This is a genomic window from Ottowia sp. (assembly GCF_047601385.1).
Classification (GTDB): domain Bacteria; phylum Pseudomonadota; class Gammaproteobacteria; order Burkholderiales; family Burkholderiaceae_C; genus Ottowia.
In genome coordinates, this window is record NZ_JASGJP010000001.1 from 1,750,588 (window position 1) to 1,773,830 (window position 23,243).

17 protein-coding genes and 1 pseudogene are annotated in these 23,243 nt (G+C 61.1%); 9 read left to right on the forward strand and 9 right to left on the reverse strand.

Going from position 1 to position 23,243, the window contains the following annotated elements; all coding sequences use genetic code 11:
* Positions 1 to 78: 78 nt before the first annotated feature.
* Positions 79 to 957, forward strand: a complete 879-nt coding sequence (locus QM772_RS08485) for a pirin family protein (RefSeq protein ID WP_415135452.1) — start codon at positions 79 to 81, stop codon at positions 955 to 957.
* A 573-nt stretch (positions 958 to 1,530) separates the two neighbouring features.
* Positions 1,531 to 1,932, forward strand: a complete 402-nt coding sequence (locus tag QM772_RS08490) for a transposase (RefSeq protein ID WP_415135454.1) — start codon at positions 1,531 to 1,533, stop codon at positions 1,930 to 1,932.
* A 415-nt stretch (positions 1,933 to 2,347) separates the two neighbouring features.
* Here the strand turns inward: QM772_RS08490 and QM772_RS08495 are convergent, their stop codons facing one another.
* The 5 genes and pseudogenes from QM772_RS08495 to QM772_RS08515 form a co-directional block, all read right to left on the reverse strand.
* Positions 2,348 to 3,397 carry a nucleotidyl transferase AbiEii/AbiGii toxin family protein gene (locus QM772_RS08495; RefSeq protein WP_415135456.1) on the reverse strand — a complete coding sequence of 350 codons (1,050 nt, stop codon included), beginning with the start codon at positions 3,395 to 3,397 and terminating at the stop codon, positions 2,348 to 2,350.
* A complete protein-coding gene (locus QM772_RS08500; RefSeq protein ID WP_415135458.1) occupies positions 3,394 to 4,101 on the reverse strand; it encodes a DUF6088 family protein in 708 nt (235 codons plus the stop codon). The genes QM772_RS08495 and QM772_RS08500 overlap by 4 nt, the downstream gene beginning before the upstream one ends.
* Before the next feature lie 28 nt (positions 4,102 to 4,129).
* Positions 4,130 to 4,330, reverse strand: coding sequence for a hypothetical protein (locus QM772_RS08505; RefSeq protein WP_415135460.1), 201 nt, complete (start codon positions 4,328 to 4,330; stop codon positions 4,130 to 4,132).
* Positions 4,327 to 4,926 (reverse strand): type IV toxin-antitoxin system AbiEi family antitoxin domain-containing protein, encoded by a 600-nt coding sequence (locus QM772_RS08510; RefSeq protein ID WP_415135462.1) that lies wholly within the window; start codon positions 4,924 to 4,926, stop codon positions 4,327 to 4,329. The genes QM772_RS08505 and QM772_RS08510 overlap by 4 nt, the downstream gene beginning before the upstream one ends.
* Before the next feature lie 160 nt (positions 4,927 to 5,086).
* A pseudogene (locus QM772_RS08515) lies at positions 5,087 to 6,167 on the reverse strand (Fic family protein).
* A 122-nt stretch (positions 6,168 to 6,289) separates the two neighbouring features.
* Between QM772_RS08515 and QM772_RS08520 the strand changes: the two are divergent.
* From QM772_RS08520 to tnpC, 5 genes are all read left to right on the forward strand, one after another.
* Complete coding sequence (locus QM772_RS08520; RefSeq protein WP_415135464.1) at positions 6,290 to 7,357, forward strand: hypothetical protein; 1,068 nt, start codon at positions 6,290 to 6,292, stop codon at positions 7,355 to 7,357.
* Between the two features lie 144 nt (positions 7,358 to 7,501).
* Positions 7,502 to 7,678: a hypothetical protein gene (locus QM772_RS08525; protein ID WP_415135466.1), complete on the forward strand. Its 177-nt coding sequence runs from the start codon at positions 7,502 to 7,504 to the stop codon at positions 7,676 to 7,678.
* A 57-nt stretch (positions 7,679 to 7,735) separates the two neighbouring features.
* Positions 7,736 to 8,179, forward strand: coding sequence for an IS66-like element accessory protein TnpA (gene tnpA, locus QM772_RS08530; RefSeq protein WP_415133655.1), 444 nt, complete (start codon positions 7,736 to 7,738; stop codon positions 8,177 to 8,179).
* On the forward strand, positions 8,155 to 8,505 hold the full coding sequence (gene tnpB / locus QM772_RS08535; protein WP_415133653.1) for an IS66 family insertion sequence element accessory protein TnpB: 351 nt from the start codon (positions 8,155 to 8,157) through the stop codon (positions 8,503 to 8,505). The genes tnpA and tnpB overlap by 25 nt, the downstream gene beginning before the upstream one ends.
* 25 nt (positions 8,506 to 8,530) lie before the next feature.
* Positions 8,531 to 10,123: an IS66 family transposase gene (gene tnpC, locus QM772_RS08540; RefSeq protein WP_415133651.1), complete on the forward strand. Its 1,593-nt coding sequence runs from the start codon at positions 8,531 to 8,533 to the stop codon at positions 10,121 to 10,123.
* Between the two features lie 161 nt (positions 10,124 to 10,284).
* Here the strand turns inward: tnpC and QM772_RS08545 are convergent, their stop codons facing one another.
* The 4 genes from QM772_RS08545 to QM772_RS08560 all read right to left on the reverse strand — a co-directional run bounded on the left by QM772_RS08545 (position 10,285) and on the right by QM772_RS08560 (position 20,953).
* The gene (locus QM772_RS08545) at positions 10,285 to 14,982 is read right to left on the reverse strand and encodes an ATP-binding protein (RefSeq protein WP_415135468.1); all 4,698 of its coding nucleotides are present in this window, start codon (positions 14,980 to 14,982) and stop codon (positions 10,285 to 10,287) included.
* Positions 14,975 to 16,462 carry a hypothetical protein gene (locus QM772_RS08550; protein ID WP_415135470.1) on the reverse strand — a complete coding sequence of 496 codons (1,488 nt, stop codon included), beginning with the start codon at positions 16,460 to 16,462 and terminating at the stop codon, positions 14,975 to 14,977. The genes QM772_RS08545 and QM772_RS08550 overlap by 8 nt, the downstream gene beginning before the upstream one ends.
* Before the next feature lie 8 nt (positions 16,463 to 16,470).
* On the reverse strand, positions 16,471 to 20,121 hold the full coding sequence (locus QM772_RS08555) for a Druantia anti-phage system protein DruA (protein WP_415135472.1): 3,651 nt from the start codon (positions 20,119 to 20,121) through the stop codon (positions 16,471 to 16,473).
* A gap of 244 nt (positions 20,122 to 20,365) precedes the next feature.
* Complete coding sequence (locus tag QM772_RS08560; RefSeq protein WP_415135474.1) at positions 20,366 to 20,953, reverse strand: helix-turn-helix domain-containing protein; 588 nt, start codon at positions 20,951 to 20,953, stop codon at positions 20,366 to 20,368.
* A 476-nt stretch (positions 20,954 to 21,429) separates the two neighbouring features.
* Between QM772_RS08560 and QM772_RS08565 the strand changes: the two genes are divergently transcribed.
* Positions 21,430 to 21,822 carry an ATPase gene (locus tag QM772_RS08565; RefSeq protein ID WP_415135476.1) on the forward strand — a complete coding sequence of 131 codons (393 nt, stop codon included), beginning with the start codon at positions 21,430 to 21,432 and terminating at the stop codon, positions 21,820 to 21,822.
* 560 nt (positions 21,823 to 22,382) lie between these two features.
* A complete protein-coding gene (locus QM772_RS08570; protein ID WP_415135478.1) occupies positions 22,383 to 23,210 on the forward strand; it encodes a DUF932 domain-containing protein in 828 nt (275 codons plus the stop codon).
* Positions 23,211 to 23,243 lie beyond the last annotated feature (33 nt).

Here is a 23,243-nt window from a genome sequence, read left to right on the forward strand (position 1 = left end):
AAATCGGCGGGTTCGACCTCATCTGGCCTTCTACGCCGTGCGCCCGGCCGCGGCACCAACCCCTCAAGGAGATTCAACATGGTCGCCCTCAAATCCGTCGTGCAGGTGCACAGCGCGCCCGGCCGCCACTGGGTGGGCGACGGCTTCCCGGTGCAGGGCCTGTTCGGCTACAGCGGACCGGGCGTGGCGCGGCGCAGCCCCTTCCTGCTGCTGGACTACGCGGCGCCAACGCACTTCACGCCCAACGCCGGCCAGCGCCGCGGCGTGGGCGCGCACCCGCACCGCGGCTTCGAGACCGTGACCATCGTCTACGACGGCGAGGTGGAGCACCGCGACAACACCGGCGCCGGCGGCATCATCGGCCGCGGCGACGTGCAGTGGATGACCGCCGGCGGCGGCATCCTGCACGAGGAGTTCCATTCCGATGCCTACAGCCGCACCGGCGGCCCGTTCGAAATGGTGCAGCTCTGGGTCAACCTGCCCGCGCGCGACAAGATGACGCCGGCGCGCTACCAGGGCATCACCGCCGACGCCATCGCCGAGGTGCCGCTCGCCGACGGCGCGGGCCGCGCGCGGGTGATCGCCGGCGCGCTGGACGGCCGCCAGGGCCCCGCCGCCACCTACACGCCGATGAACGTGTGGGACGTGCGCCTCGCCGCCGGCCACGCGGCCGAGCTGCCGCAGCCCGCCGGCTGGACCACGCTGGTGCTGGTGCAGGCTGGCGTGGTGCAGGTCAACGGCGCGGCGGCCGGCCCGGGCCAGCTCGTCACGCTGGAGCGCGAGGGCACGGGGCTGCGCGTGCAGGCGGGCGCGGACGATGCCCGGCTGCTGCTGCTGGCCGGCGAGCCGATCAACGAGCCGGTGGTGGGCTACGGCCCGTTCGTGATGAACAGCGAGGCCGAGATCCGCCAGGCCATCGCCGACTTCAACAGCGGCCGCTTCGGCCCGGCACCCTGACGCGGCAGGCCCCGCGACCCGGCCACCGCCACCAGTCGCGGAGCAGCAGCAGTTTCATGGGGAAAAATGGTTCCATGGCTTGCGGGACAAGCACCGCAAGCCACGAATTTAGAGCACATTTAATTTAAGCATTCCCAATGCCGTAAGACCATCCCTCCCTTGAAGGAGGTCTTCATGCCTGCGTATTCGCCCAGGATCTTCGCGGTCGTGTTCTGGGTGCGGTGGAGCGAGGCGAGAGGCCCAGCGTCATCGCCCAAGCGCCTGGAGGCCAGCCGGGCGTGGGGGTACCAAGTCAAAGTACGCCACCTGCAAGACGGCGAGCACAGCAGCCGGGCGCAGGGTGGGCATCGGAGATCCGCGAATTGCCCATCTGGAGGCGACGGTGCGCGACTGGATCAAGGCGCAGCCGGACTTGGCGCTGGCTCAGCTGTGCGAGCGCCTGGCCGAACAGCAAGGCACCCAGATCAAGCCGCCAGCGCTGTGGCATCAGCTCGACAAGTGGCAGTTGAGCTTAAAAAGAACGCTGCACGCCAGCGAGCAAGAGCGCGAGGACGCCAAGCGGGCACGCCATGAGTGGCGGCGCGGCGATCAGGGCAGTTGGGAGCCGAGCCGATCACCAATAACCTGTCCAGTCACGAGGTCGCTGGCGTGCGTGAAGCGATCGAGGCTGTGGGCGCCACGAGCCGCTACCTGCCCCCGTGCTCGCCGGACCTCAACCCCATCGAAAAGTTCCTCGCCAAACTCAAGGCGCTGCTTGGGCGTGCCGCCGCGCGCAAGGCCCAGGCTCTGTGGGAGCCGGTCGGCCATCTCCTCGACCACTTCCTACCGCATGAATGCAGGCATCTACTTCAGACCCGGCGGATACGTAAACTTATAAATCGAAAACGCCCTGGTCAGCGCAAAGACAACTGCCTATGGCCCGGGCAGTGCAGTTCTGAAGCCCGCTGCAAGCACGCCTGGCTCAACCACCAGTAGGCCCCCCGCATAGGCCGCAGAATGCAAAAAGCCCATCGCTATGGATGGGCTTCTCTGAGATGTCTGGTGGCCTGGGGCCCAATCCCAAAAGATTGTTTATCCAGCATGAGGGCAGCCTCTTGAAATATTGATAGCGAGCCGAGGGAACAATCTGGGGAAAGCCCCTCGGAAAGCTATTTTAGAGGCTGTTTTTTGGTGTGCATACAGCACCAGAAACACGACTGTATGCGTAGTGCGTGATGGCTATCCAACGCAGGCATCTACGAAGACCCGTCCAAGAATCTGGCCCTAGTGCCGCTGTCGCGGCTGGTGCTGCGCCACCGGGCCGGACCTGACTTTGAGCCCATCGGCATCGAGCAGCCCAGGTCGGCAAACACATTGCCCGAGCCTTGTTCGACGGGAACGCCAACGATCCCTAGTCCGAGGCGACGTTGATGGCTTCTTCCAACTGCCGCACGCTCTCCAGCACATCCTCCAGGCGAGGCACATCGCCGAACACCATGCCGGCCATCGCCTCGTAGTCCCTGGCGAGCGCATCGCGCATCGCGGCACTCGGGGTCAGCGTGAAGGTGCCCGGCGCGGCAGCATCCAGACCCAGGTCCGCACTGCCGAAGAACAGCCGCGCATGGCGCGCGCAGTCGAGTGCGAGCGCGTGGTCGGCTGCCCACTGCGTCGCCTCGCCGGACCGCATCATCTGATGCACGTCGTAGTAGTGGCGCGATACCCGCTGCCCGCCATGGCGCAACTCGCCACGGCGCTCATGCCACTGACGCAGCCCATGGAGGATGACCACCTTGTCCCAGAACGTGCGCTCGGGCTTGACAGTCGTGACACCGCCGATGGCCAGGTCCACGTCGGGCAGGTCCTGCGCGACATAGGGCACAACGGTTGCCGAGACATGCGGGTCCAGCGCCGACTTCGCTCCGGACTCGATCTTCACCGCCGAGCGGATGTAGCCGTTCTCGCCGCGCGCCGTGACCACCGGATACCAGAACAGGATCGTCTGCCCGTCCCGGTCCTCGGCATCGAGTTCCAGCCGGAAGCGATCGGCCGGCATCACCGATGCGGCCAGCGCGCCAAGCTGCTCCAGCAGCGGACCCGCGATGTAGGCTTGGCAGGCGGCGCGAACCGCGTCCAGCCGGGCACGCCGCTTCTTGCCGCTGAGGGCATCCAGTTCAACAACGTCCACCGACTGCCCAAGATCATCGCGAAACACCGTGACGTCGATGTCCTCCGAGAAGCGCGGCACCAGGCCGAAGGCCTTGGACAGCGATGTACCGCCCTTGAACAGCAGCCTCGGCCCGCCGGCAGGCAGACCGTTGAACAGCGCATCGAGCGTCCAGCAGACCCAGAAGTCCTTTTCCACGTTCTGCACCGCTGTACCAAGGCGGGCAGAGGCCGCCAGGAACAGATCGCGCCGCTCCCCGTCGTCGGCCGCAATGGCGGCGTTGAAGGCCTCGTTCACCCAGGCACCCTCACCTTTCTCGCGGCGCTTCGCGTGACTGGCGAACGCTCCCTCGGGGCAACACGCCGCGTGGCCAGAGAATCGAAGCTCGGCAGTTCGCGCAGCAACTCGCGCATCCATGCGGGCAGCACCGCGAAGCCCTCGATCAGATCCTGCCGGATCGCAGGCCCGTGCGCGGGCTCGGCGAGGATCTTGTCGAGCCGCTGCAGGATGCGTTCCCGGTCGGAGCCTAGGGTGTCCTTGAGCCAGTGCAGCGCCTGCACCACCCGCATGGCGGGTCGCCCGGCCCAATAGAGGCGGCTGGGCGCCGTCTGCTTGAACTCGATGACGAGGTTGTCGAGTTGGATCGAACGCCGCCGCGCATCGGTGTGGATGGTCACACGCGCCGGAACGGCATCGGTCATGCCCAGATCGTTCGCGGCGGTCATGCCATCGACCAGCATGCGCAGCTGGTCCCGGCGCGCGATGGCATCAAGCACGGCGCGGTAGTCGGGTGTCGTGGGGCGCTTGGTCAAGCGATTGACCGCGGGCCGGTCGTACAGCCCCCGGTCGATCCGGCGCAGTTCGCCCGCCAGCGCCAAGCGCTGCAGTGCCTTGTCCACTGCGTCACGGCTGCCCAGTGCTGCGAAGTCGGCAGGCGTCCAGACGCTGCCGGGCGGCGCAGCGGACACCATTGAGGTAATTTGGAATTTGAGATCGGGCATGTCCGATATTTGTATATTTTTTTCGGACCTATGGCAAGCATTTTCGTCCGAAAAATGCCAACAATTTTCGGACAGACCACTCGACGCACTGCGAGGCCGACCTTTTCCAATCACGCACGGCGGGCCTGCCAGGCATCCGCGCCAGCAGCAGGTTGAAGTCGAACTTTTCGGCACAGGCCTTGTTGAGCAGCCGGGCGCGAACTGACGCGGCAACGTTGCGCTGGTTCATGCCAGACTCTCCAGATAGGGGCGCATCACGTTGGCCACACGGTCGACCTTGGCGTAGTGCCAGATTTCATCGCTGGTCATGCGCTTGGCATTCCACGCTTCGCGCAACGCCTCCAGCGCCACGTCCAGCCCGATCTTGTTGCGGTACTTGAAGCAGTCGGCCACCGTCTTGGCGACGCCGGTGACGCGGATGGTGACGCCATCCACGACATGCTCCTCGACGCCTTCGGTCAGCGCTGCGCCGGAGAAACGCACGAGGCGCAGCGGCGGGTATTCGAGCCTGGGCGTGGCCGCCTTGTTGTCAATGGCCAACCAGACCTGGAACGGAGCCTGCGTCGTCAGGTCATGGACGCGCAGCGCCGACAGCAGGCACACCACGCCCTTGGGGACGCGCCGGGCGACTTCGGCCAGCGTGCCGTGCGCCGACACCGGGCGTCCCGTGAGGCCGTACAGCCCGCGTCCGACGCGCTCCAGTTGCCCGCGCCGCACGGCTCGCGTCAAGGCAACCCGTGGGATGCCCAGCGGGGCCAAATCGTGCGGGCGCAGCAATCCCTGCGAGCGCACGAGTTCGAGCAGTTTGTCGATAGACGCGTCCATGATCTAGCCATTGTTCCGTAACATCGGCAAATATAAATAAAAGCCGACACATAGGAACACGCACTCCAGAGTGCGCACTCAAACCTCGACGACCTTCTGCATAGCGTTCAGCGAGGGGAGATGGCCGGGATGCGCGCATGCATCGTCCAGCCCCTGTAGCCTAGTAGCCTGCCAGTTCGTAGCCGGTGCTGCGCCCACCACCCGGGGACTTCTTCAGCACGCCCAGTTCCAGCAGTTGCGTGATATCACGCAGCGCGGTGTCAGGCGAGCACTTGGCGATGACGGCCCACTTGCTGCTGGTGAGTTTTCCCTCGAAACCTTCCAGCACGTGGCCCAGCAGTTTCCCCTGTCGCTCGTTCAACGGCGTACCCGCCCAGCGTTGCCAGAAGCGCGCCTTGGCCAGCACGGCGTCCAGCGTGGTGCGCACTGGCGACGGCACGGGTCAGCGTGCCAAGGAACCACGACAGCCAGCCGGTCACGTCGAGCGCGCCCTTCGGCGTGTGCTCCAGCACGTCGTAGTAGTCCTTGTGCTCGCGCTGGATCTGCGCCGACAGGCTGTAGAAGCGTTGCGGGCTGCCGCCGGCACGGGCGAGAAATAGGTCGCCCATGGCGCGCGATGCGCCCGTTGCCATCGTCGAAGGGATGCCGCGTGACGAACCACAGGTGCGCGAGGCCGGCCTTGATGAGCGCCGGTTCGCCGCTATCCCCGTTGGCCCACGACAGGAATTTCGTCGTCTCGGCGGGCAGTACGTCGGCGGGCGGCGCCTGGTAGTGAATCTTGCGCCGCCCCATCGGGCCGGACACTACTTGCATTGGCCCATCGGCATCGTCGCGCCACCGGCCGATGGCGATCTTGCTCATGCCTGAGTAGCCGGTCGGAAACAGAGCCGCGTGCCATCCGGACAGACGGGGGCGGTCAACGGATCGGCACTGCGGGCCGTGGCGTCGAGCACCATCTCCACGACACCCTCGACATGCCTGTCCACCGGCGCGACCGCGCCGATGTCCACACCCAGGCGACGCGCGATGGATGAACGCACGGACTCGACATGGAGCACTTCGCCTTCGATTTCGCTGGTTTTGACCACGTCCTCGGTCAGCGCGGCAAGGCTGGCCTGATCGCGCAGCGCCAGTCCCACGTCGGCCAGACGCCCCAGCAGCATGCCTTGGGCGCGGCTGACCTCGGTGAGGAGCGTGGCCAACGCAGGCAGGCCCTCTGCATGGAACTCGGCTGCGAGCATCGGCGCTCCACAGTGCAGCGCAACGCTCAAGTTATGCGATAAAGCTGACGGAAACAAAAACTATGCAACACCGGCCACTGCAACTGTAAGCGTTGATGGGTGGTCCCGTTTTAGGAGGTTCGATGCTCAAGGCCATTTACTACCCCCACACTGAGGTAGGCAGCGAAACTGTGCTCAAGAATGCCTTACTCCTATGGGATTCTCTTGAAACCATCGTGCCTCGCAGCCCGCGACCATCGCCCCGTGCTCCAAAAACTGCCCTGCTCCGAGAAGCGACAAATCTGATCGTTCGGCCGCGCCAACCGAACGACAAGGAGCGTCAAGCAGCACACAGGGCGCTTGAGAAAATGCTGCAGTCTGGGCAACTTGCCACCATCATGGCCAGGGCACCCAATGGATGGCAGGAAGGCCAGTACCTCATATACCCTGACAAGTTCCTGCACATGACATGGCGTATGCTGGAAACGGAAGGCTTGGGCCAATTTGAAGCGCGCCATCAACACTACGGTGTGCCTTCCGCGCTCGGCTTTCTGATGATGTCTCTGTTGGCCGACAGTTGCGCGGGTACGCAGATTCAGAAGGTAACAGACCGAACTGACGCCTACTCGTGGCTGGCCGATGCACATGCAGCCGCTCTAGGTGTCCACCCTGTCCTCGGCCTTGACGCAAGCCAGGTAGCCCCAGCTTATGACCGACTCGTGTCGCTCTCACTTGACGTGCTTGATGCCCGCCAGATTCCACTAGAGAAGTTGTTGGCATTCCGGCAGCGCGAGGCCAAGAGCAGCAGCACAGACTACGCGGCGATGCGCAGACGCTATCTCTCAGCGCTCAATGCCCACATCAAACGCGTGACCAACGAAGCAAGAACGGTCAACGACTTGCGTGAACTTGAACGTCAGTTTCGCGACGAGTTTCGGCATGATCTCAATGACCTCAAATCAGAACTCGACGTGACCAGTCTGAAAACTCTCTTTTCGAAGGAAGTCGCCATATCCACGGTGGTCACGGCCGGGACTCTTATCGCTCCAATTCCTGGATTGACTACCCTGTCCACCCAGATCGGCTTAGTGGGGATCATCCCGTTGATAAAGTCTGCAATCGAATTGCGGGGCACGCGACGAACCGCTCTACTCAAGCATACGTCGTCCTGGCTCTACCTCGCCACACAGCCTCGCCTCCAACTGCGCTAATAGCGTAGATACAGTTCGACGCTGGAAGCCGTTTCTGGGACGCTACAAGGATTCAACCGCAAACGCCCATTTGTACCAAGTACGCCGTCGCGAGGCCGCATCGAAGGCCAGTTTCGCCCTCGAAGCCCCTACCCAAACGCCTTCTTGATTCAACCCTCGCTGCGCAAGTTCTTCTCTAGCCAATCGATTGAGATCCAGTTTCCCGTGGGCGACCGCCACCAGAACACGAACCGGAACGTGCTGAAGGAATTCGATCTCATCTACGGCAAATCCAGACGTCGTGTATTTCATCCGTATGCGGTCAACGAACAACGTCCTTGATCCGCAGGCTATGACCTGACAGCCTACGTTCCCACATAGAGCAACGTGGGAACGTAGATGACAGACAATTTGGAAGACCTCAAACGCCGGCTGGTGGTGGGGCACAAGAGCGACGGACGCAGCGTGTACGACGAAGCGGCGAAGTCGGAACTGGTGGCATTGTGTCGACAGCCGGGCGCCTCGGTGTCGCGCTTGGCGCGTGAGTGCGGCGTCAACGCCAACCAGGTCAGCCGCTGGCTTCGCGAGCATGGCGACAGTGGGCGTGCGCGCAGGGCCGTTGCAAACGTAGCTGCCGCACCTTCGGCATTCGTGGCGGTCTCTATGCCTGCAACGGCGCCGATTGCGGCCGCAAGCAGCGACAGCATCGCCGCTGTCATCGACATGCATGCAAGACTGCCCAATGGCGTGGCGATCGACCTTCGCAGCATTGATCTGCGCATGCTGGGCGATGTGGTCGAAGCGCTGGGGAGGCTGCGGTGTTTCGCTTCGACGAAGGCCTGAAGGTCTACCTGCACCGCGAGCCGGTGGACTTCCGGCTGAGCATCAACGGCCTGGCGATCCTGGTCGAGCAGGGGCTCGGCCTGGATCCATTCGCCTGCTGCGCGTACGTCTTCAGCAACCGGCGGCGTGACCGGGTCAAGATCCTGGGTTGGGAGCGCAATGGCTTCTGGTTGCTGCTCAAGCGTCTGGAGAAGGACCGGTTCATCTGGCCCTCGGCCGAGGCGGTGCCCACGCTGACGGCTGAGCAGTTGCACTGGCTGCTGGAGGGCATTGACATCGCGGTGGTGCAACGCCACGCCCATCTGCGCTATTGCAGCGTGGCCTGACGGAGCATTGGAACGATGATGGGGCATGCCGATCCAAGCTGGCGTGTCGCTGCCGCCTGCCCTTGCCACCATCACCACCGAAGACCTCGCCGCTCTCATCGCCGAGCGCGATGCGCTGGCCGGCGCGCTGCGGGTGGCGACCACCGAGCGGGACCTCGCATTGGTGCGACTGAGGGCGCTGCAGCGCCAGCTCTTTGCCGCCAAGAGCGAAGCGCGCGGCACCGTTCAGAAGGACCTGTTCCTCAACGAGGCCGAGGCCCTCGCGCCCACCGAGCAGACGCCGCAGGCCGAGACGGATGAAGAGGCGTCAATGCCGGTCGCCGGGCATCAGCGCAAGAAGCGTGGCCGCAAGCCGCTGGATGCGGCCCTGCCACGCGAGGTCGTGCGCCACGAGTTGCCCGAGGCCGAGCGCGTGTGCGCCCATGACGGGCATGCGCTGGTGGAGATCGGCTCGGAAGTCAGTGAGCAACTGGACATCATCCCCGAGCAGGTCCGCGTGCTGCAGCACCACCGTATCAAGTACGCCTGCCCCTGCTGCGACCAGAGCCTGAAGGTCGCGCCGACGCCGGCGCGCATCATTCCGCGCGGACTGCTCACTGAAGCCGCCCAGGCCTGGGTCATCACCGGCAAGTACCAGTTCGGCATGCCGCTATATCGCACGGCCGCGCTGCTGCGCCGCTTCGGCGGCGATCTGGCCAGCAACACGGTGGCCTCAGGCGTCGTGCGCATCGGCCAGGCCGTGCAGCCCGTGATCAATCTGCTGCGCGACCACCTGCTCGACTCCCAACTCATCTACGGTGACGAGACCACGGTGCAGGTGCTCAAGGAGCCTGGACGCAAGGCGCAGACCAAGAGCTACATGTGGGCGCAGATGAATGGCGCCGGCACCGGCCCGCCGGTGCGGCTGTTCGCCTATGCGCCGGGACGTGGCGCCGTGCATGCCGATAGGCTGTATGCCGGCATCCGTCCTGGCGCTACGCTCATCACCGACGGCTACGAGGTCTACAACGGCATCGCCAGGGCCAATGGCCTCACGCACCTGGGATGCTGGGTGCATGCACGCCGGCCGTTCATCAAGGCTGAGGAGGCCATCCCGAAGGCAACGCGTTCACCGGATCAGATTGCAACCCGGTTCGTGCGGCTGATCGCCAAGCTGTACCGAGCCGAATCCTTGGCCAAGGACTGGGCGCCCGCACGTCGGCTGCGGCTGCGTTCGCGCTACAGCCGCGCAGTCGTGCGCGAGATCGAGCGGCTGCTGCTCACGCACCTGCACAGCGTCGCGCCATCCAGCCTGCTTGGTGAAGCGCTGCACTACCTGCACGGGCAGTGGCCCAAACTTGTGCGGTTCCTGGACAACTCAGCCTGGCCGCTGGACTCCAATCCGGTGGAGAACGCCATCCGGCCCTTCGTCGTCGGAAGACGCAGTTGGCTGTTTGCCGATACCGTGGGCGGTGCCAACGCGAGCGCCAACCTGTACTCGTTGATCGAGACCGCCAAGGCCAACGGCATCGAGCCCTACCGGTACCTCGTCGTGCTCTTCAAGAAGCTGCCGCTCGCGCAGACCGTGGATGACTACGAGGCGCTGCTGCCCTGGAACATCGCGCTCGGCGGCGCGTAGGACGCCCTGCGCGGATCGATTCCCACACCATGCGCAAGGGCGTGGTTGATTGACGGCTTACTTTCATCCTCCGCTTCCTTCATGCTTTGTCACTCCATCTTGGAACAGGCAACTCGAACAGTCTTCGTCGAGAGCATGCGTTCGTCCCGTCATAGGCCAACTTAACTATCGTCGGTCATAGGCGGCAATGGCTTGACCTGTATACGTCGCGCCCGTGGCGATGACCGATCCCTAAGATAGCCGTCACCTCTTCCCTTCAAACTAGTCAGCGCCTCTGGATCCATGTGGACGTTCGGTGCGTTCTTCTTCGCCTCCTTGACATCCATTGGCTTCAACACCAACCAAGTGGCAGCATTCGCTTTGACCTCCGACCCAAAGTGATCGCTCATCTGAGAGGCCAGGATCATTCCCAAGCCAAACTTGCGAGCTTCGGTGAAGAGCAGATTCAAGATCCGATCCGGCGCATCCGGATCACCCCCCCCTGTGCTCAATATTTTCGCTTCATCGATGATCACAAACAGGCGGAAACGTTGCTTGTCATCAGTTGGTTGGACAGGAATTGGGCCTTTCAAGCGAAGCACTCGGAAGAGTTTGCGAAGGAGCGTCTCTGCCGTGATGTAGCGGACTTCATCAGTCAGTTTGCTGAGATCGAGACGTACGTTCGATGACAATATCTCGTCTACCGAGACATGCTCGCTGCGATGAAAGATCGGGTGCTCGAAGATTTCACGAACGGCGGCAAGACAACCCTCGATCGCGGATCTTTGGCTCTTCCTTCCATCGTCATCGATCCAGCTTTCCAGAATTCGCTCCACATCACCGAAGGTCGGCGGCGTATTGCGCCAAGTACTTGGGTCAGAATCATCAAACCCGGCAGCGGTGTACGCCTCTTCCAACGCTTCTCGCAGAATGCTGTTCTGGCGATGGCCAAGCGCCGGTACAGCGTTCCGAATCATGTCCCGCAGCACCTTACGCTGGTCATACAACCCGGTCTCCTCCGCACTTTGCGAGTCCAACTCCATAGGGTTGACACCCGCGGTGCTCGACGTTCCGGACGAAAGCAAGACTGAACGCAATCCAGGAAATTTCACATCCCCATGGAAGTCGAGCACCAGCACCGGCACGCCAAAGTCGCTGATGTTCTTGCCGATCACTTTCAGAGCTTCGGTTTTCCCGGAACCCGAAGATCCGAGGATCAGGAAAAAGCCATTGCTTTGTTTTCCCGGACTCCAGCGAACAATGGATTTTGCGTTGGCCACCTCCGAGCCCAGTTCAACCTCCAGGAGTCCCGACGCGGAGAGTTCCGCCCCCCCCGGTTCCGAACTTGGCGTCGCAAGATTCGTTCGGGTCTCAGGTATACCCTCCCCGACCGAAGAAGTGTTGCCTTCATCGGGCGATACCGACGGATCGACTTTGGGAAGACCACTGCCGGCGTCTTGGCTGGGATTGACCAAGCGCTGAAACACGACGCTCGGCTCAAGCCCTTTCGAAGCATTCCCTCCTGCGCTGCCATGACCCCGACCCGACAACGGCAGTTCTTCTTTGGTGATCCTCGTCGCCGTCAATGCCAGTCCCACATCAGTGGCCGCCAGCGTATTGATCTCGACGGGAATGCCAAGACTCGTGGTAACGCTTAATGACTCAGTGGTCACCACGCTGGCCAACTGCACATGCACGATCCGTGCAGCCAGTTTGACGGAGATGCTCCCGTTGAATAGGTCCTGTAACAAGCCGTGCCATCGCTCAATGTACTCAGCGTCGAGGTCGCGCAGAAGCGCGGTGTAGAGGTGTTCTCGCACCACCTCTCTTCTTGGCTTCGCCAAAGGAGACAGGTTCGGCCCACCGAACACCTCCGCCAGTGCATGAAGCGTCGCGACCACCTGATCCACTGCGTGGCCAGTGACGATGCCATCCTTGACGGTGTAAGGCGTGCTCTCATCGTGCGTCTTGACCTCAATGACGTCAATGATCAGTTCACCGTTTTCCTCACGCAGCCCGATGACATCAGCTTTCTCATTGGAGTGGCCGCCCGCCGTCAGCCATCTGCGGGCGTTCTGGGTGTCCAGACTCACAGCCAAACCACTGGGATCACGCCGCCTGTACCACCGCATCGCGATGAGTTTTCCAAGCGCCCCCTTCACATGCTTGGACTTGTCGCCTCCGACCAATCCGAGGATGCCATTGGGCTCCATTGCCACCAGATCACGAACGAGTTCCTCCAACGTGTTGTGGTCTGCCACAAAATGGGTCTTGCGCAACTGCTGATCCAGTCGCCGAATAAATGGACTGAGATCTCGCCCAAAAGTCGTCAGTTGGCGAGCGCCTTCGATACGCCTGTCAACCACCTCCGCGTCTCCCAATCGGGGGACCAGCACACGATGAGGATCGGCAACGACTGTCCAAGTGCAGCTTTCGGCCAGTTGGTCCAACCAACTCTTGACTGACGCAACTTGCGGCTGATGCGTTGCGGTGGTCTGGCGCAGTTCCCGATGGACCAAGGTTGCAGTCGCAAAGTAGGTGGCGAACACCTCTTCTTGAGCTACCGGGATGATGGCGATCTGCTTCTTCAGTTTGTTGTAGCGGTACTCACAACTCGGCATCCACGGGCTTAGATCGTGCAGACCAGCTCGCGCGACGAGGGTGGTACGTACCTCGAAGGGATCGAACACCACACTGAGGTGGGCGGGAAGCTTTCGGATTTCTTCAATGACCTGCGGCCATTTCTTCACTTCCGGATCCACTGACAGACTGACCAAGCCGCGCTCCTGGCCTGCTCTGATGCGGTCCTTCAATTGATCGTCCATATCCTCTAACTCACCGGTCCATCCACGTGTGTCATCCGAGGTGTAGCGAAGGCGAATGTGAACACCCCAATATGTATCCTCCGTCCCTTGGTTGTCGAGATCCAACGCGTCGAGCAGCACTTCAATGAATCGTGCAGGGCGAGGCACATTGACAAAAAGCACCTGCAAGCCAGGTCTCGCAAAAGGACGCAGTTGTGCAGCCAGCGAAGCCAGGAAACTGACCGATTTCAGGCCATCTGGCTCCAGAACACCTCTGGGCGCCTCCTTGAAGAGCGGCAGATGAGCGACGGCGCCAGCATGTCCAAGCAGCGATGGCTGACCGGTGACGGACTCGATCTTGGGAAGGACCAAAACGTTGAGGAGTTGAAGATCCTCTGCAGATGCCGCGATGAGGGTCGAGCGCTCTGCCTCAGAGAGTCGACCACCCAACGCTTGCAGATCGCGTACGATTGCCGCGCTGCGCCAGAGATTCAGTGGGTGCAACGGCGACAAGAGAACTTCCGGCACGCCTTCCCTTCGATAGACATACAGTTCCATCGAAAGCAGCCAGTGGACAACGCGTTCTGCCTCGTCCATGGCCTGGGAATACATCTCTTGAAACGCTGCCTGGAGTTGCTTGAGCAACTGATCGTAGGCTTCTAGATACTCGGTGGCAGCGGTCAGCGCCTCCGGACGCCCAGCCAGCACGGCGACGGGAGAGACAGTCAGTTCCGCGGCTATTGGCAGCAGTCTTCCTCTCGCACTGGCAAGGGAGGCCGCCAGATCAAGACATGCGGCTGGCGCAAGTTCGGCTTCGACAAACTCCGTGAGCCATTGCTGGAACTCCTGAAAGAGGAATGGCTGCCAGGCTTTGAAGGCGGCAACCTCCATGAGCGCATCTATGCGATCCGACTCAATGTCGATCACACCGCCCCATTCTGCATGCGTAGATCTCGACTTCACAAGCGCGATGACGTTGGCATTCACGCTGGTCACAGTCTGAACAGGAAGTGCGCCATCGTCACTCTTGCCCTCGACGCCGCCTAGCGGTTCATCCTCTCCAACGGTCTGGTCGTTTTCCGCCTGCTCTGCCAACACCGATACTTGTTCGGCAAGATCAGATAGCTTCTCATTGCCTCCGTCCAACAGCAGTTCCGCCACCACAGATTCGACAGGAACCTTTCCGCCGTCCTTCTTCAATCCGCCCGCCTCAGCACCTGGATGTGTTGGCGCAAGCTTTCCCCGCCACAGGGTCATCACGTCTGCCAACTCGATGCCCACAAGAACATCGGCGGTTCGATCATTGATGGATCGCAGACGCTTGCGAATCGCGTTGAACTTGCCCTTGTCACCTTTCGGCAATGCACGACAGAAGACTGCAGTGCGATCCCAGTCGTCAGGCGCCCCATTACTGACGGTCGCGAGAATCTCAGCATTCGACTTCAACCGCCGGACAAGACGACCTTCGCTGGATTCATCGGCAAGATGAGAGTCAGGAAATAGGCCTAGGGCATGCAGTGCTGCGGGTGCCTTCACGGAGCGCTCCAAGGGACTGAATCCCTTCAGAACGTCGGCGTAACTCGCGATCGCGCGCAAGGACAGACTCGGGCCCCTGGTGGACTTCAGCGCATCCCAAAGTGTCCGAAGCCACAGCACCTCGGCCTTGTCCCGCTGGTCCTCGCACAGGCGCTTGATGAGTGCGTTCTCGCTCAGAACGCGAAAGTCCTTCAGAGATGCCTGCTTGCTCAGAGGTCCGTCCGCAAGTACCACAATAGTTTTGAGTTTCTGATTGCGCCACTGCACCGCAGTCTCTTCGTCTGCCGCCAGCAACTCCGCGTACTTCGGATACAGCGATTGAAACTTGCCGACCGCCTCGTGTTGCCCCACGAGCGACAGCCGCAGTTTCCCCTTCGTTCTTCCCAACACATCAGGGAGAGCACCCAGGAAATGGTCGCGATCAAACCCCGCTGTGTCCAAAACCACGACGCCAAAATCCTCTCGTATCGCGGCGATCTCAAACTCAGCGAGCAAGAGATCTGCGATATGGCGGTTGACACTCATTGCCACGTCACTCATGGTTTGCCTCCAACAGGCCGACAACTGCCACGCTGTCGGCCAAGCGACGTGCGAGCCCAATGGACTCCAGTCGGCTCAAGAATCGTTCACTGTTTTCGCTCAGAGCTCGCGCGGGCACCATCGCGCCGATCTCCGCCAGCAGAATTCCATCGTCAGCGCGGCCGCCAACCACGATTGACCACTTTTGCCGAAGCAGGTCTAAGAAATCACGGTACTCCAATGGTGGCTGGTTGACATCGATCGTCGATGCGACCAGAACCTCAAGTGTTCGGTCTGCAGGGTTCAGCCTCTTGTTGGGGTTTTTCTGTGTGGGATACAGGAACCCGGACCGAATTCCCAGCAATCGTAGATACCCGTCCAAGCCACGACTAGAAGAGCCCTCCGCTTGTCGGATCACTTCTTCAGCCGCCTCCTGGGCTGCCTCCTGCGGATCATCGTGTTCTTGGACGATGTCTTGCAGCCGGCGGGCGATTGAACTTGAATCCTCCAGCGGCGCGGCCCCAGAGTCCTGCAGGATTCCATTGAGCGCGGCAACCGGGTCGGCGTGCCATTCAGGAGATTGGGCACTGAGTAGATCGGCCACGACCGATGCCATGTACGACCTTGCATCACCGATCAGTTGAGAAACGCAGCGTGTGCTGGCGATGACGGTGGGCGATGAGTGATCACCCGACGCGTCCAGCAGCAGAACACGCTCGGGCAAGCCCAAGCGCTCCCGAGGCCGGCTTGCGGCGTGCATGAACACAGAAAGCGCCGCCAGAAGCACCACGCGCTGCAAACTTGCAATGGGATTGGGATTGAGCTTTCGTTCGTATGCCTCAAGTTTGTCGGCCGCATCGCGCAAGGCCCTCTCGACGGGCGAGTAGCCATCTTTCAGGTCTTCGCTATCGACAGGTGCTGTTGCTCTCTTTCGCGTCGAATCCACCAGCGGCGAGAGAAGGGCCGAAAGATCATCCATGTCAGCCGGGTTCTTCTCCGGGTTCGTCAGTTGCGAAAGGAGATTGAGGATCTCCAGACGTTGAGCAGGGTCGTGCCCTCCCCACAGCCGATGAATGAACAGGCCAGCGCCGTCATCAGAGGGATCCCCCGTGACGGTCAATGCCGTGGGAGACGAGAAGGATGAGAGTTCCGGCGATTTGCCAAACACAGCGCCATCCGCGCCAAGCAATGTCCGAATGAGCGGAAGCACCTTGGTCATGAGCGCAGACGACTTCAGGTCTGCCGCTTCCCCCAGCGCGCCCCAGCGGTCACGCTGGCCGTCCACGAGAGATCGAACTGCTGCGACGCGCTTGTCCAGACTGTTCTTAGGAAGCGTGGCTTCAAACAGTTGTTCCAACACCGACATCCGCCCGACACCCTGATGTTCAGCACGCATCAGTGCGTTGGCAATGTGGACTGGTTTGATCTTGGCCTCCATCACCTTGTAGCCATGACGACGCTGAATCTCATTGGTGATCGCCTTGCGAAGTTGCGTGCTCATGATTCTTCTCAGGTGGCAGAGTCGAAGCGACGGTTGATCAAATCCACAACAACCGTCGTGCGCAGTTCACTTTGCGGGTCAACCACATCTACGGTTCGCACATCAGGGCTCTTCTCACCGTACTGGGAAAGCGTGTCGTTGAACTGCCCCAGTCGTCGCGCGACCTCACTCTGCCCGTCTGCGAGTGAGCCGTGAATGAGCCCCTCCAGCAGTTCCGGATCGACAACGAGCCGAGCGAACCGAGGATCATCAGCGGAGGCAAGCAGAAGGTGAGTTGCTGGTTGCTCACCGAACGCCTTGCGCAGTACGGGTGCCAACTCCGGCTTGTAGAGCCTGAGTCGATTTCTATTGACGGCCAAGCCAGACACCATGGCTTGGCTGCGTGTACGCGGTTGGTATGAGAGACGAGTCCACAGTCGGAGGGCATCTGACTTTGCTTCACCTCCTCGGTTCCACCATCGATTGATGAGCGCAATAAGACGACTGAGTCGAATCGCCATCGCGATTGACGTGTCTTGCAGTTCGGCGAACAGTTTGTTCGCATCCGAGAAATCGAAGAGTTGTCCATTGGCGTGCTCGAAGTACCAGCGCCGCTTCAATGCCGTGAACTCACCGGCAAGATTGCGCTGCTCCTTCTCTGCAACTTCATCCAGGTTGCGTTGAAGCACCGATAGCTTCTCGTGACCAGCAAAATCGCTCGGGTCGATCGTGCCTCGCCATAGGTTCTCATCGACCTGTGGGTTCGTCTGCTTCATCGGGTCGATTCCCCGATTCAACAGTTCGAAGATAGCCCCTTCACCCTCAAAGGCGTTCCAGTAGTACCTGGAAAACTCGCTGGTGCCCGATTCCCTCAGTTCTTCTCGCGACTTCCCAGCGAAGATGCAGTAAGAGACGAAGGCAAGCGCTTCACGGAAGGTGATCTTCACGCCGGTGCGCCCTACTGTCGTCAACAGGTTCACCATCCGCTGTCGTGGCAGAAGTGAACGAAGCATTGTGCGGTTGTAGTTGATGACTGAGTTGTCTTCTAAGGCGCATGCCTCATACCAGTGGTCATCAGTCAGTTTGTCGATGATCTCTCCAGCCAAATCGGGCGACAGCACGCGGCGATGGCTCAGATCAAGAATGACGGTTTCGCCCTTTTGAGGCTTCCAGGTTTCCTCATCCTCCTGTGATGCGGCCTCCATGGGCTTGTAAGTGACCAAGCGGAGCAACTGCGCGCGGATGTCCTCCAGCCATCGATGCTTTCCGCGAAATTCGCGAACTAGATCGACCAAGGGGCCTTCGTTGATGGCGATACAAAAAGGTCTTTGCTCATCGCGAGCTGCTTGCCATAGGCGAACAATCTCTGCGGATGAGAGTTCGCTGGCGTCGGTCACGACTTCCGCATCTTTCAGATCCTTCTTCATCAGAAGGATAGCGTGCGTCTTTCCGTCCCCGGCATTTCCAGTAATCACGACAGAGCCGCCGATCCGAACCACTTTTCGGACTACCTCCTCCAGATTGGTCTTGATATTGAGTTCTTTGAGCCGACTGATGCTTACATGATCGCTAAAGGCGCTCTCATTGCGATAGAGCAAGCGGATGAACTGCAGACGATCGTCCGCCTTGGTGTCGCTTTGCATGTCGTTCCTCTCTCCAATGGCGGGTTTGAGCATCAGTTGCTTCTGGGGGACACGTGGCCCGGTTCTATCTGGAATGAGCCGTGACACGCGCTCTGTGAGCGGGGTCGAGCGAGTTACGGCTTCTAGTGCGGGTAGATAATCCAAACGTGATGCAAGCCATCTCGATACCCAATGGCTGGCGATTTTCTCCTCCGCACCCTCCGTTTGTGGATCAATGCCGTACTGAGGCTCCGCATCGATGCCAAGCAGCACACGCTTTAAATTCATCACGAGCGGAACACCATAGATGATCCGTGGCGCTCCGTGCTGGAGGAGGTTGGTTTGATTGAGCCCCAGGTGGGCAAACCCTTCACGCAGTTGGCGCAATTTTGGGCTTTGGCCCTCGCCAAAAACGAAATTAACGTTTCGGAATCCGCTTGCTTGCTCCGCGATCTGAGCAAGGCCGAATTCTGTCTCAGTGGATAAGTTTGGTGAACCAAACCCCTCCGTCCTTCCCAACTGCTCGTACAAAATCGCAGTCGTTTGTCCCTCGACCGTATTCTTTGGCAATTTGACACGGTTGTACTGTGAAGAGTGATCGGTATAGAGACTGGTGGTCCCCAAGAATGCCAAATGCGGATCCTTAGTGATCGGACGGCCCGCCATTTGACTGGCGATGATGCTGACAGTGCCGCCGTAACGTTCGCGGTAGTCGTTGACCACGCGCGGGCTCATCATCATCATGCACACCAGTTTCCCCCCCAATAGATGGTTGTAGGGAGCGACCGCACCGCAAACGGTGAGTTCCATCATGCTGGTAGCGGAGAAACGCTTTTTCAGTTGCTTGATAACAAGATTGAGCGCCCACGCGCCATGATCGGTTGCCGCCAGGTCGCGCAGACTGGCATGCCAGATTGCGATCGTCCGATAGGCACGAAGGATCTCTCTTGCTGCACGTGCACGTTTCGAGCGGTACAGAGGTGTCTTGGTCAGTTCCAGCAACCGCTTGGGTGTCAAATCATCGGGCCGCTTCGGCGTGCTGTCGTCATCGCCTTTCAAAGCGTCTTCTCGATCCCGCAACGCATCCTGCTCGATGACCGCCAGTCTGCTCAGCGTTTCATCATCCACGCTGTGATCAATACGACGATCGACAGGGAGATCATCGCGGTATATTTGATCGAAATCCTCTTCGAGACGTTCGCGAAACGCACGCAATACCTCGGCATCGGACACCACGCCTTTTGCTACAAGTGCCAGCAGACCATCCACCGTCCATCCGAGCGCCCTGTCCCTCGGAGTCAGTTGCATGACCATATTGCCAAGCGCCGTGATGCCCATCACAGGATGGTTAGGTTGAGCGGCATCGCGAATGAGATAGAAGAGATTGCGCCCAGGGGTGGACCGATATCGCGTGCTCCAACTGTGGCGAAAGTATCGCCATATGTCGATCAACCTCAGATTCGTGAATTCATCGCGATCATCAGTGACCAGTTGCGCATAGGGCCGGCAGACGCTTTGCAGCAACGCTGCGCGCTCAACCAAGGGCATGGCAGCAATCGGCTTTAGTTGCTCTGACAGTCTGCGACCGTCAGCGATCAGGTCAGTTACCGGTCTGCTGGAGGAATATTTTGAAGGCCGCTCCATCGAATAGATGAATCGGCGATGCGAATCCTCCAGCAGTTGATCATCGCGACCGAAAAGAAGTTGCTGGCGAATCACCTGTTTGCGATTTGCGGGGTCTGAATGTTTTGGTGGCCTTACGTGAATGTGGTTCGAAGACACACGAGTTTCCCACCCAATTGCAATCAGGTCACGCAACAAGGTCGTGGCAACCTTGGCCTTCAGTTTGGACAGGGTGGAGGTTTCAAGCCTGTCTGCGAACTCCGAGAGTTTCTCGACCCCCTCGTCTCGTGGAAGTTTGGAAAGCCGATGCAGTTCGACGTACACACTCCCGTCGCCGTCGATCTTCGGATTGAAGAGACGCCAGTCGTCATCTTTCGTCACAGCAATGAAAGACCGCTCATCGGCTTTGAGTCGGCTAGAAATGATGCTCTCCATTTTTCATTCTCTTTAACACTAGCCGCGCTTTGTGAGCAAAGACCGCAGCAACTCTTCGAAGGTACCATGTGAACACGTTTTGATACAGCAGCGCACGTCCAGCCGCTGGACACCACAAACCAAAGGGTTAAGTCGCCCGGAACCCGATCGTTGCTTGATCGATGGTTCACTCTCGTCTTGGAGGACAAGCAGGGGCGCGTGGTTGGCCCGGTCAGCATGGATGGCGATGAGTGCAACCATTGGATCAGCGGGCTTTCCGCGGCCGCCGTACAGGTGGCGCCTTGATCAGGCGAGCCAAGGTGTCGGCGCTGGCGAAGCCGCCCTCCTCTACCCAATCCTCCTCCCCGCCCGCTCGCTTGCTGTCCTTCATGGCCCGCTGGTTGGACGTGCCTCGCGGAGCGGCATGCTCACGCCTCTGATCACGGGGTATCGAGATCAGTGCCTCGCAAAGTTGCTCACCGAGCAGAGATCGAAGCACCTTGCTCAGTTGCTCCATGGACATAGAGTCCCCGACGTCATGTGGCTTGTTCCCTACAGTCGAGACCAAAGTCGATGCCTTGACGCGCGCCGGCAATCTGGCGTCCTGGAGTTGCCGGCCCACCGGATCCTCCTGCCCCAACAAGTCGAGATCTTTTTCAATGCCCAGTACCTGCATGACCAAGAGGTAGGCACCCATGGTCACACCTGCGCTGCCGCGCTCCAGACTGCGCAGCGTCATGGGCGACATGCCGGCGCGCTCAGCCACCTGCTTCGCCGTAAGACGTCGGCGCTGACGCGCTAAGCGCAAACGCTCGCCGAACCGGCGCAGCACTTCGTCGGTGGAGGGAAGCAAGGGCGCGGTCCTCTTAGCCATATGCCATTATTTCATCTTTATTTCCACCTAAATCTCAAAATAATGACTTCTTAGCCAAATAGCGCCATTATTTTGGTGATGCAGGAGGAAAAGGCACGAAATATTAACCTTTCGCACCGCAGGTAGGTTTCCCACAGAGATGAGCATCCCCGGCCTTGCCGGGCCGCGCTGTGCGTGCTGCGCATCGAGCCCCTGGCGGGTCTCGACCTGTCGGCTTCCATCACTGATGCCTCCGCGGCGAAGCCGCTGCGCGCTGCGCTTGCTCACCAATGCATAAGGATGCGGGGGCTGGCTTGCTGACTCCCTCCATCCTGTCACGCCGGTCTCGCGGTCAAGGTCTGCGCGTGCGTGCGACGCACGCTTGCGTCCTTCGGCCGTCTTCGAACCTGTGACCGCTGTGCTGCGGCGTGCCGTCTCCGGTCCCGGGCAATCCCGCCCGGTCACTGGAGACCATCATGGACGACAAATCCTACGTTTCGCTGGAACAGCGCCTGTGCCTCGTGTGCGGCGCTCCATTCGACACCGGCAACCTACTGCTGGACAAGCGCCTGCGCGCGAGCATGAAGCGCCATACGACGACCGGTTGGGGCCTTTGCCCCGAGCATCAGAAACTGTCCGATGACGGCTTCGTCGCGCTGGTCGAATGCGATCCGCAGCGCAGCGGTTCACCGGCCGAAGGTCGTCTGAAGCCCGAGCAGGCGTACCGAACAGGTCGACTGATTCACTTGCGGCGCACGGTGTTCGCCAAAGTGTTCAACGTTTCGATCGAGGACAAGCAGGCTTGCGTGTTCGTCGAACCTGGCGTGATTGAGCAGTTGCAGACGATGGCGAGGCCGGCGGCGGACTGATCGCCTGCTGAAGTCATCTGTGCGCTGTCCTTTTGGGGCGGCGCACTTTTCTTCGTGCGTCTCGTGTCGAAGGCTTCGGCCCTAGCGGGCCTGCGCGCTGCGCTTGCCTCCAGGAGAAGGGCTCGTCGGCCCATCCCCGCCGCGCTGCGCTTGGCGCCCCTGCAAGACCGCCAAACAGGCTGCGCCTGATCGGCCTTCGCGCCTGGCGGCGCTGCGCGCTGCGCTTGCGGGGTGCCGGCGCCGATAGCGACCGTTGCCGCGCTCGCCGCCTTTCCTGAGCCCATCACCTTGTCCGCGACTGTAGCCCGCGGCCCGTGGCCGTCAAGGCGCGCCGGGCCGTGTCCTCGCTTCGCTGCGGGCCGCCCCAGCACCCGGCGCTTCTTCCTTGACGGCCACCGGCCGCGGTCTCCCTTTCGTCGCGGGCGATGAACTCAGGAAAGACGGTGGCAACGAGACCGACCTGGGTCTTCGCGCCGACCCCACCGGGGAGTCCGAAGAGGGCTCCGAATCTAGGAATCCGGTGGGGGTTTTTCAACAGCCAACTTCATTGGAGAAAGACCATGCAACTCGCTTCCCGCTTCGCACCGCATTCGCCGGTGCTGCGCTCCGAACATCCCTTGTCAGACGACCAGATCAGGACGGTGGCTCCGTCCATCTTCGCGCAGGCCCCCCACGACAGCCGCTCGCACCGCTACAGCTACATCCCCACCGCGACGGTGCTGCACAAGCTGCGCGCCGAGGGCTTCGAGGCCTTCATGGTCTGCCAGACCCGCGTGCGCCAGGAAGGGCGGCGCGACTTCACCAAGCACATGCTGCGGCTGCGCCACGCCAGCCAGATCAACGGCCGCGAGGCCAACGAAATCATCCTGCTGAACTCGCACGACGGCACCAGCAGCTACCAGATGCTGGCCGGAATGCTGCGGTTCGTCTGCACGAACGGCCTCGTCTGCGGCGACACGGTGGCGGACGTGCGCGTGCCCCACAAGGGCGACGTGGCCAGCGCCGTCATCGAGGGCGCCTACGAGGTGCTGCACGGCTTCGGGCAGGTGCAGGCCTCGCGCGATGCGATGCGGTCCATCACGCTGGACGACCGCGAGGCCGAGGTGTTCGCGCGTGCCGCGCTGACCCTCAAGTACGACGACCCCGTCAAGCCCGCGCCCATCACCGAGGCGCAGGTGCTGGCCCCGCGCCGCCTGGACGACAACCGTCCCGACCTGTGGAGCGTTTTCAACCGCACGCAGGAGAACCTGACCCGGGGCGGCCTTCCCGCACGCACGGCCAACGGCCGCCGCCAGCACACCCGGCCGGTGCAGGGCATCGACCAGAACCTGCGCCTAAACCGCGCGCTGTGGCTGCTCGCCGACGAAATGCAGCGCCTCAAGGCCTGAACCCCTCGCGGAGGGGTCTTCACGCCAACACGG

Bases quoted from the DNA above. Each gene is read 5' to 3' on its own strand.
- tnpC (WP_415133651.1), top strand. From the start codon at position 8,531: ATGCCGATCCAAGCTGGCGTGTCGCTGCCGCCTGCCCTTGCCACCATC.
- QM772_RS08520 (WP_415135464.1), top strand. From the start codon at position 6,290: ATGCTCAAGGCCATTTACTACCCCCACACTGAGGTAGGCAGCGAAACT.
- QM772_RS08510 (WP_415135462.1), bottom strand. From the start codon at position 4,926: ATGGACGCGTCTATCGACAAACTGCTCGAACTCGTGCGCTCGCAGGGA.
- QM772_RS08500 (WP_415135458.1), bottom strand. From the start codon at position 4,101: ATGCCCGATCTCAAATTCCAAATTACCTCAATGGTGTCCGCTGCGCCG.
- QM772_RS08570 (WP_415135478.1), top strand. From the start codon at position 22,383: ATGCAACTCGCTTCCCGCTTCGCACCGCATTCGCCGGTGCTGCGCTCC.
- QM772_RS08505 (WP_415135460.1), bottom strand. From the start codon at position 4,330: ATGAACCAGCGCAACGTTGCCGCGTCAGTTCGCGCCCGGCTGCTCAAC.
- tnpA (WP_415133655.1), top strand. From the start codon at position 7,736: ATGACAGACAATTTGGAAGACCTCAAACGCCGGCTGGTGGTGGGGCAC.
- QM772_RS08555 (WP_415135472.1), bottom strand. From the start codon at position 20,121: ATGGAGAGCATCATTTCTAGCCGACTCAAAGCCGATGAGCGGTCTTTC.
- QM772_RS08550 (WP_415135470.1), bottom strand. From the start codon at position 16,462: ATGAGCACGCAACTTCGCAAGGCGATCACCAATGAGATTCAGCGTCGT.
- QM772_RS08545 (WP_415135468.1), bottom strand. From the start codon at position 14,982: ATGAGTGACGTGGCAATGAGTGTCAACCGCCATATCGCAGATCTCTTG.
- QM772_RS08485 (WP_415135452.1), top strand. From the start codon at position 79: ATGGTCGCCCTCAAATCCGTCGTGCAGGTGCACAGCGCGCCCGGCCGC.
- QM772_RS08565 (WP_415135476.1), top strand. From the start codon at position 21,430: ATGGACGACAAATCCTACGTTTCGCTGGAACAGCGCCTGTGCCTCGTG.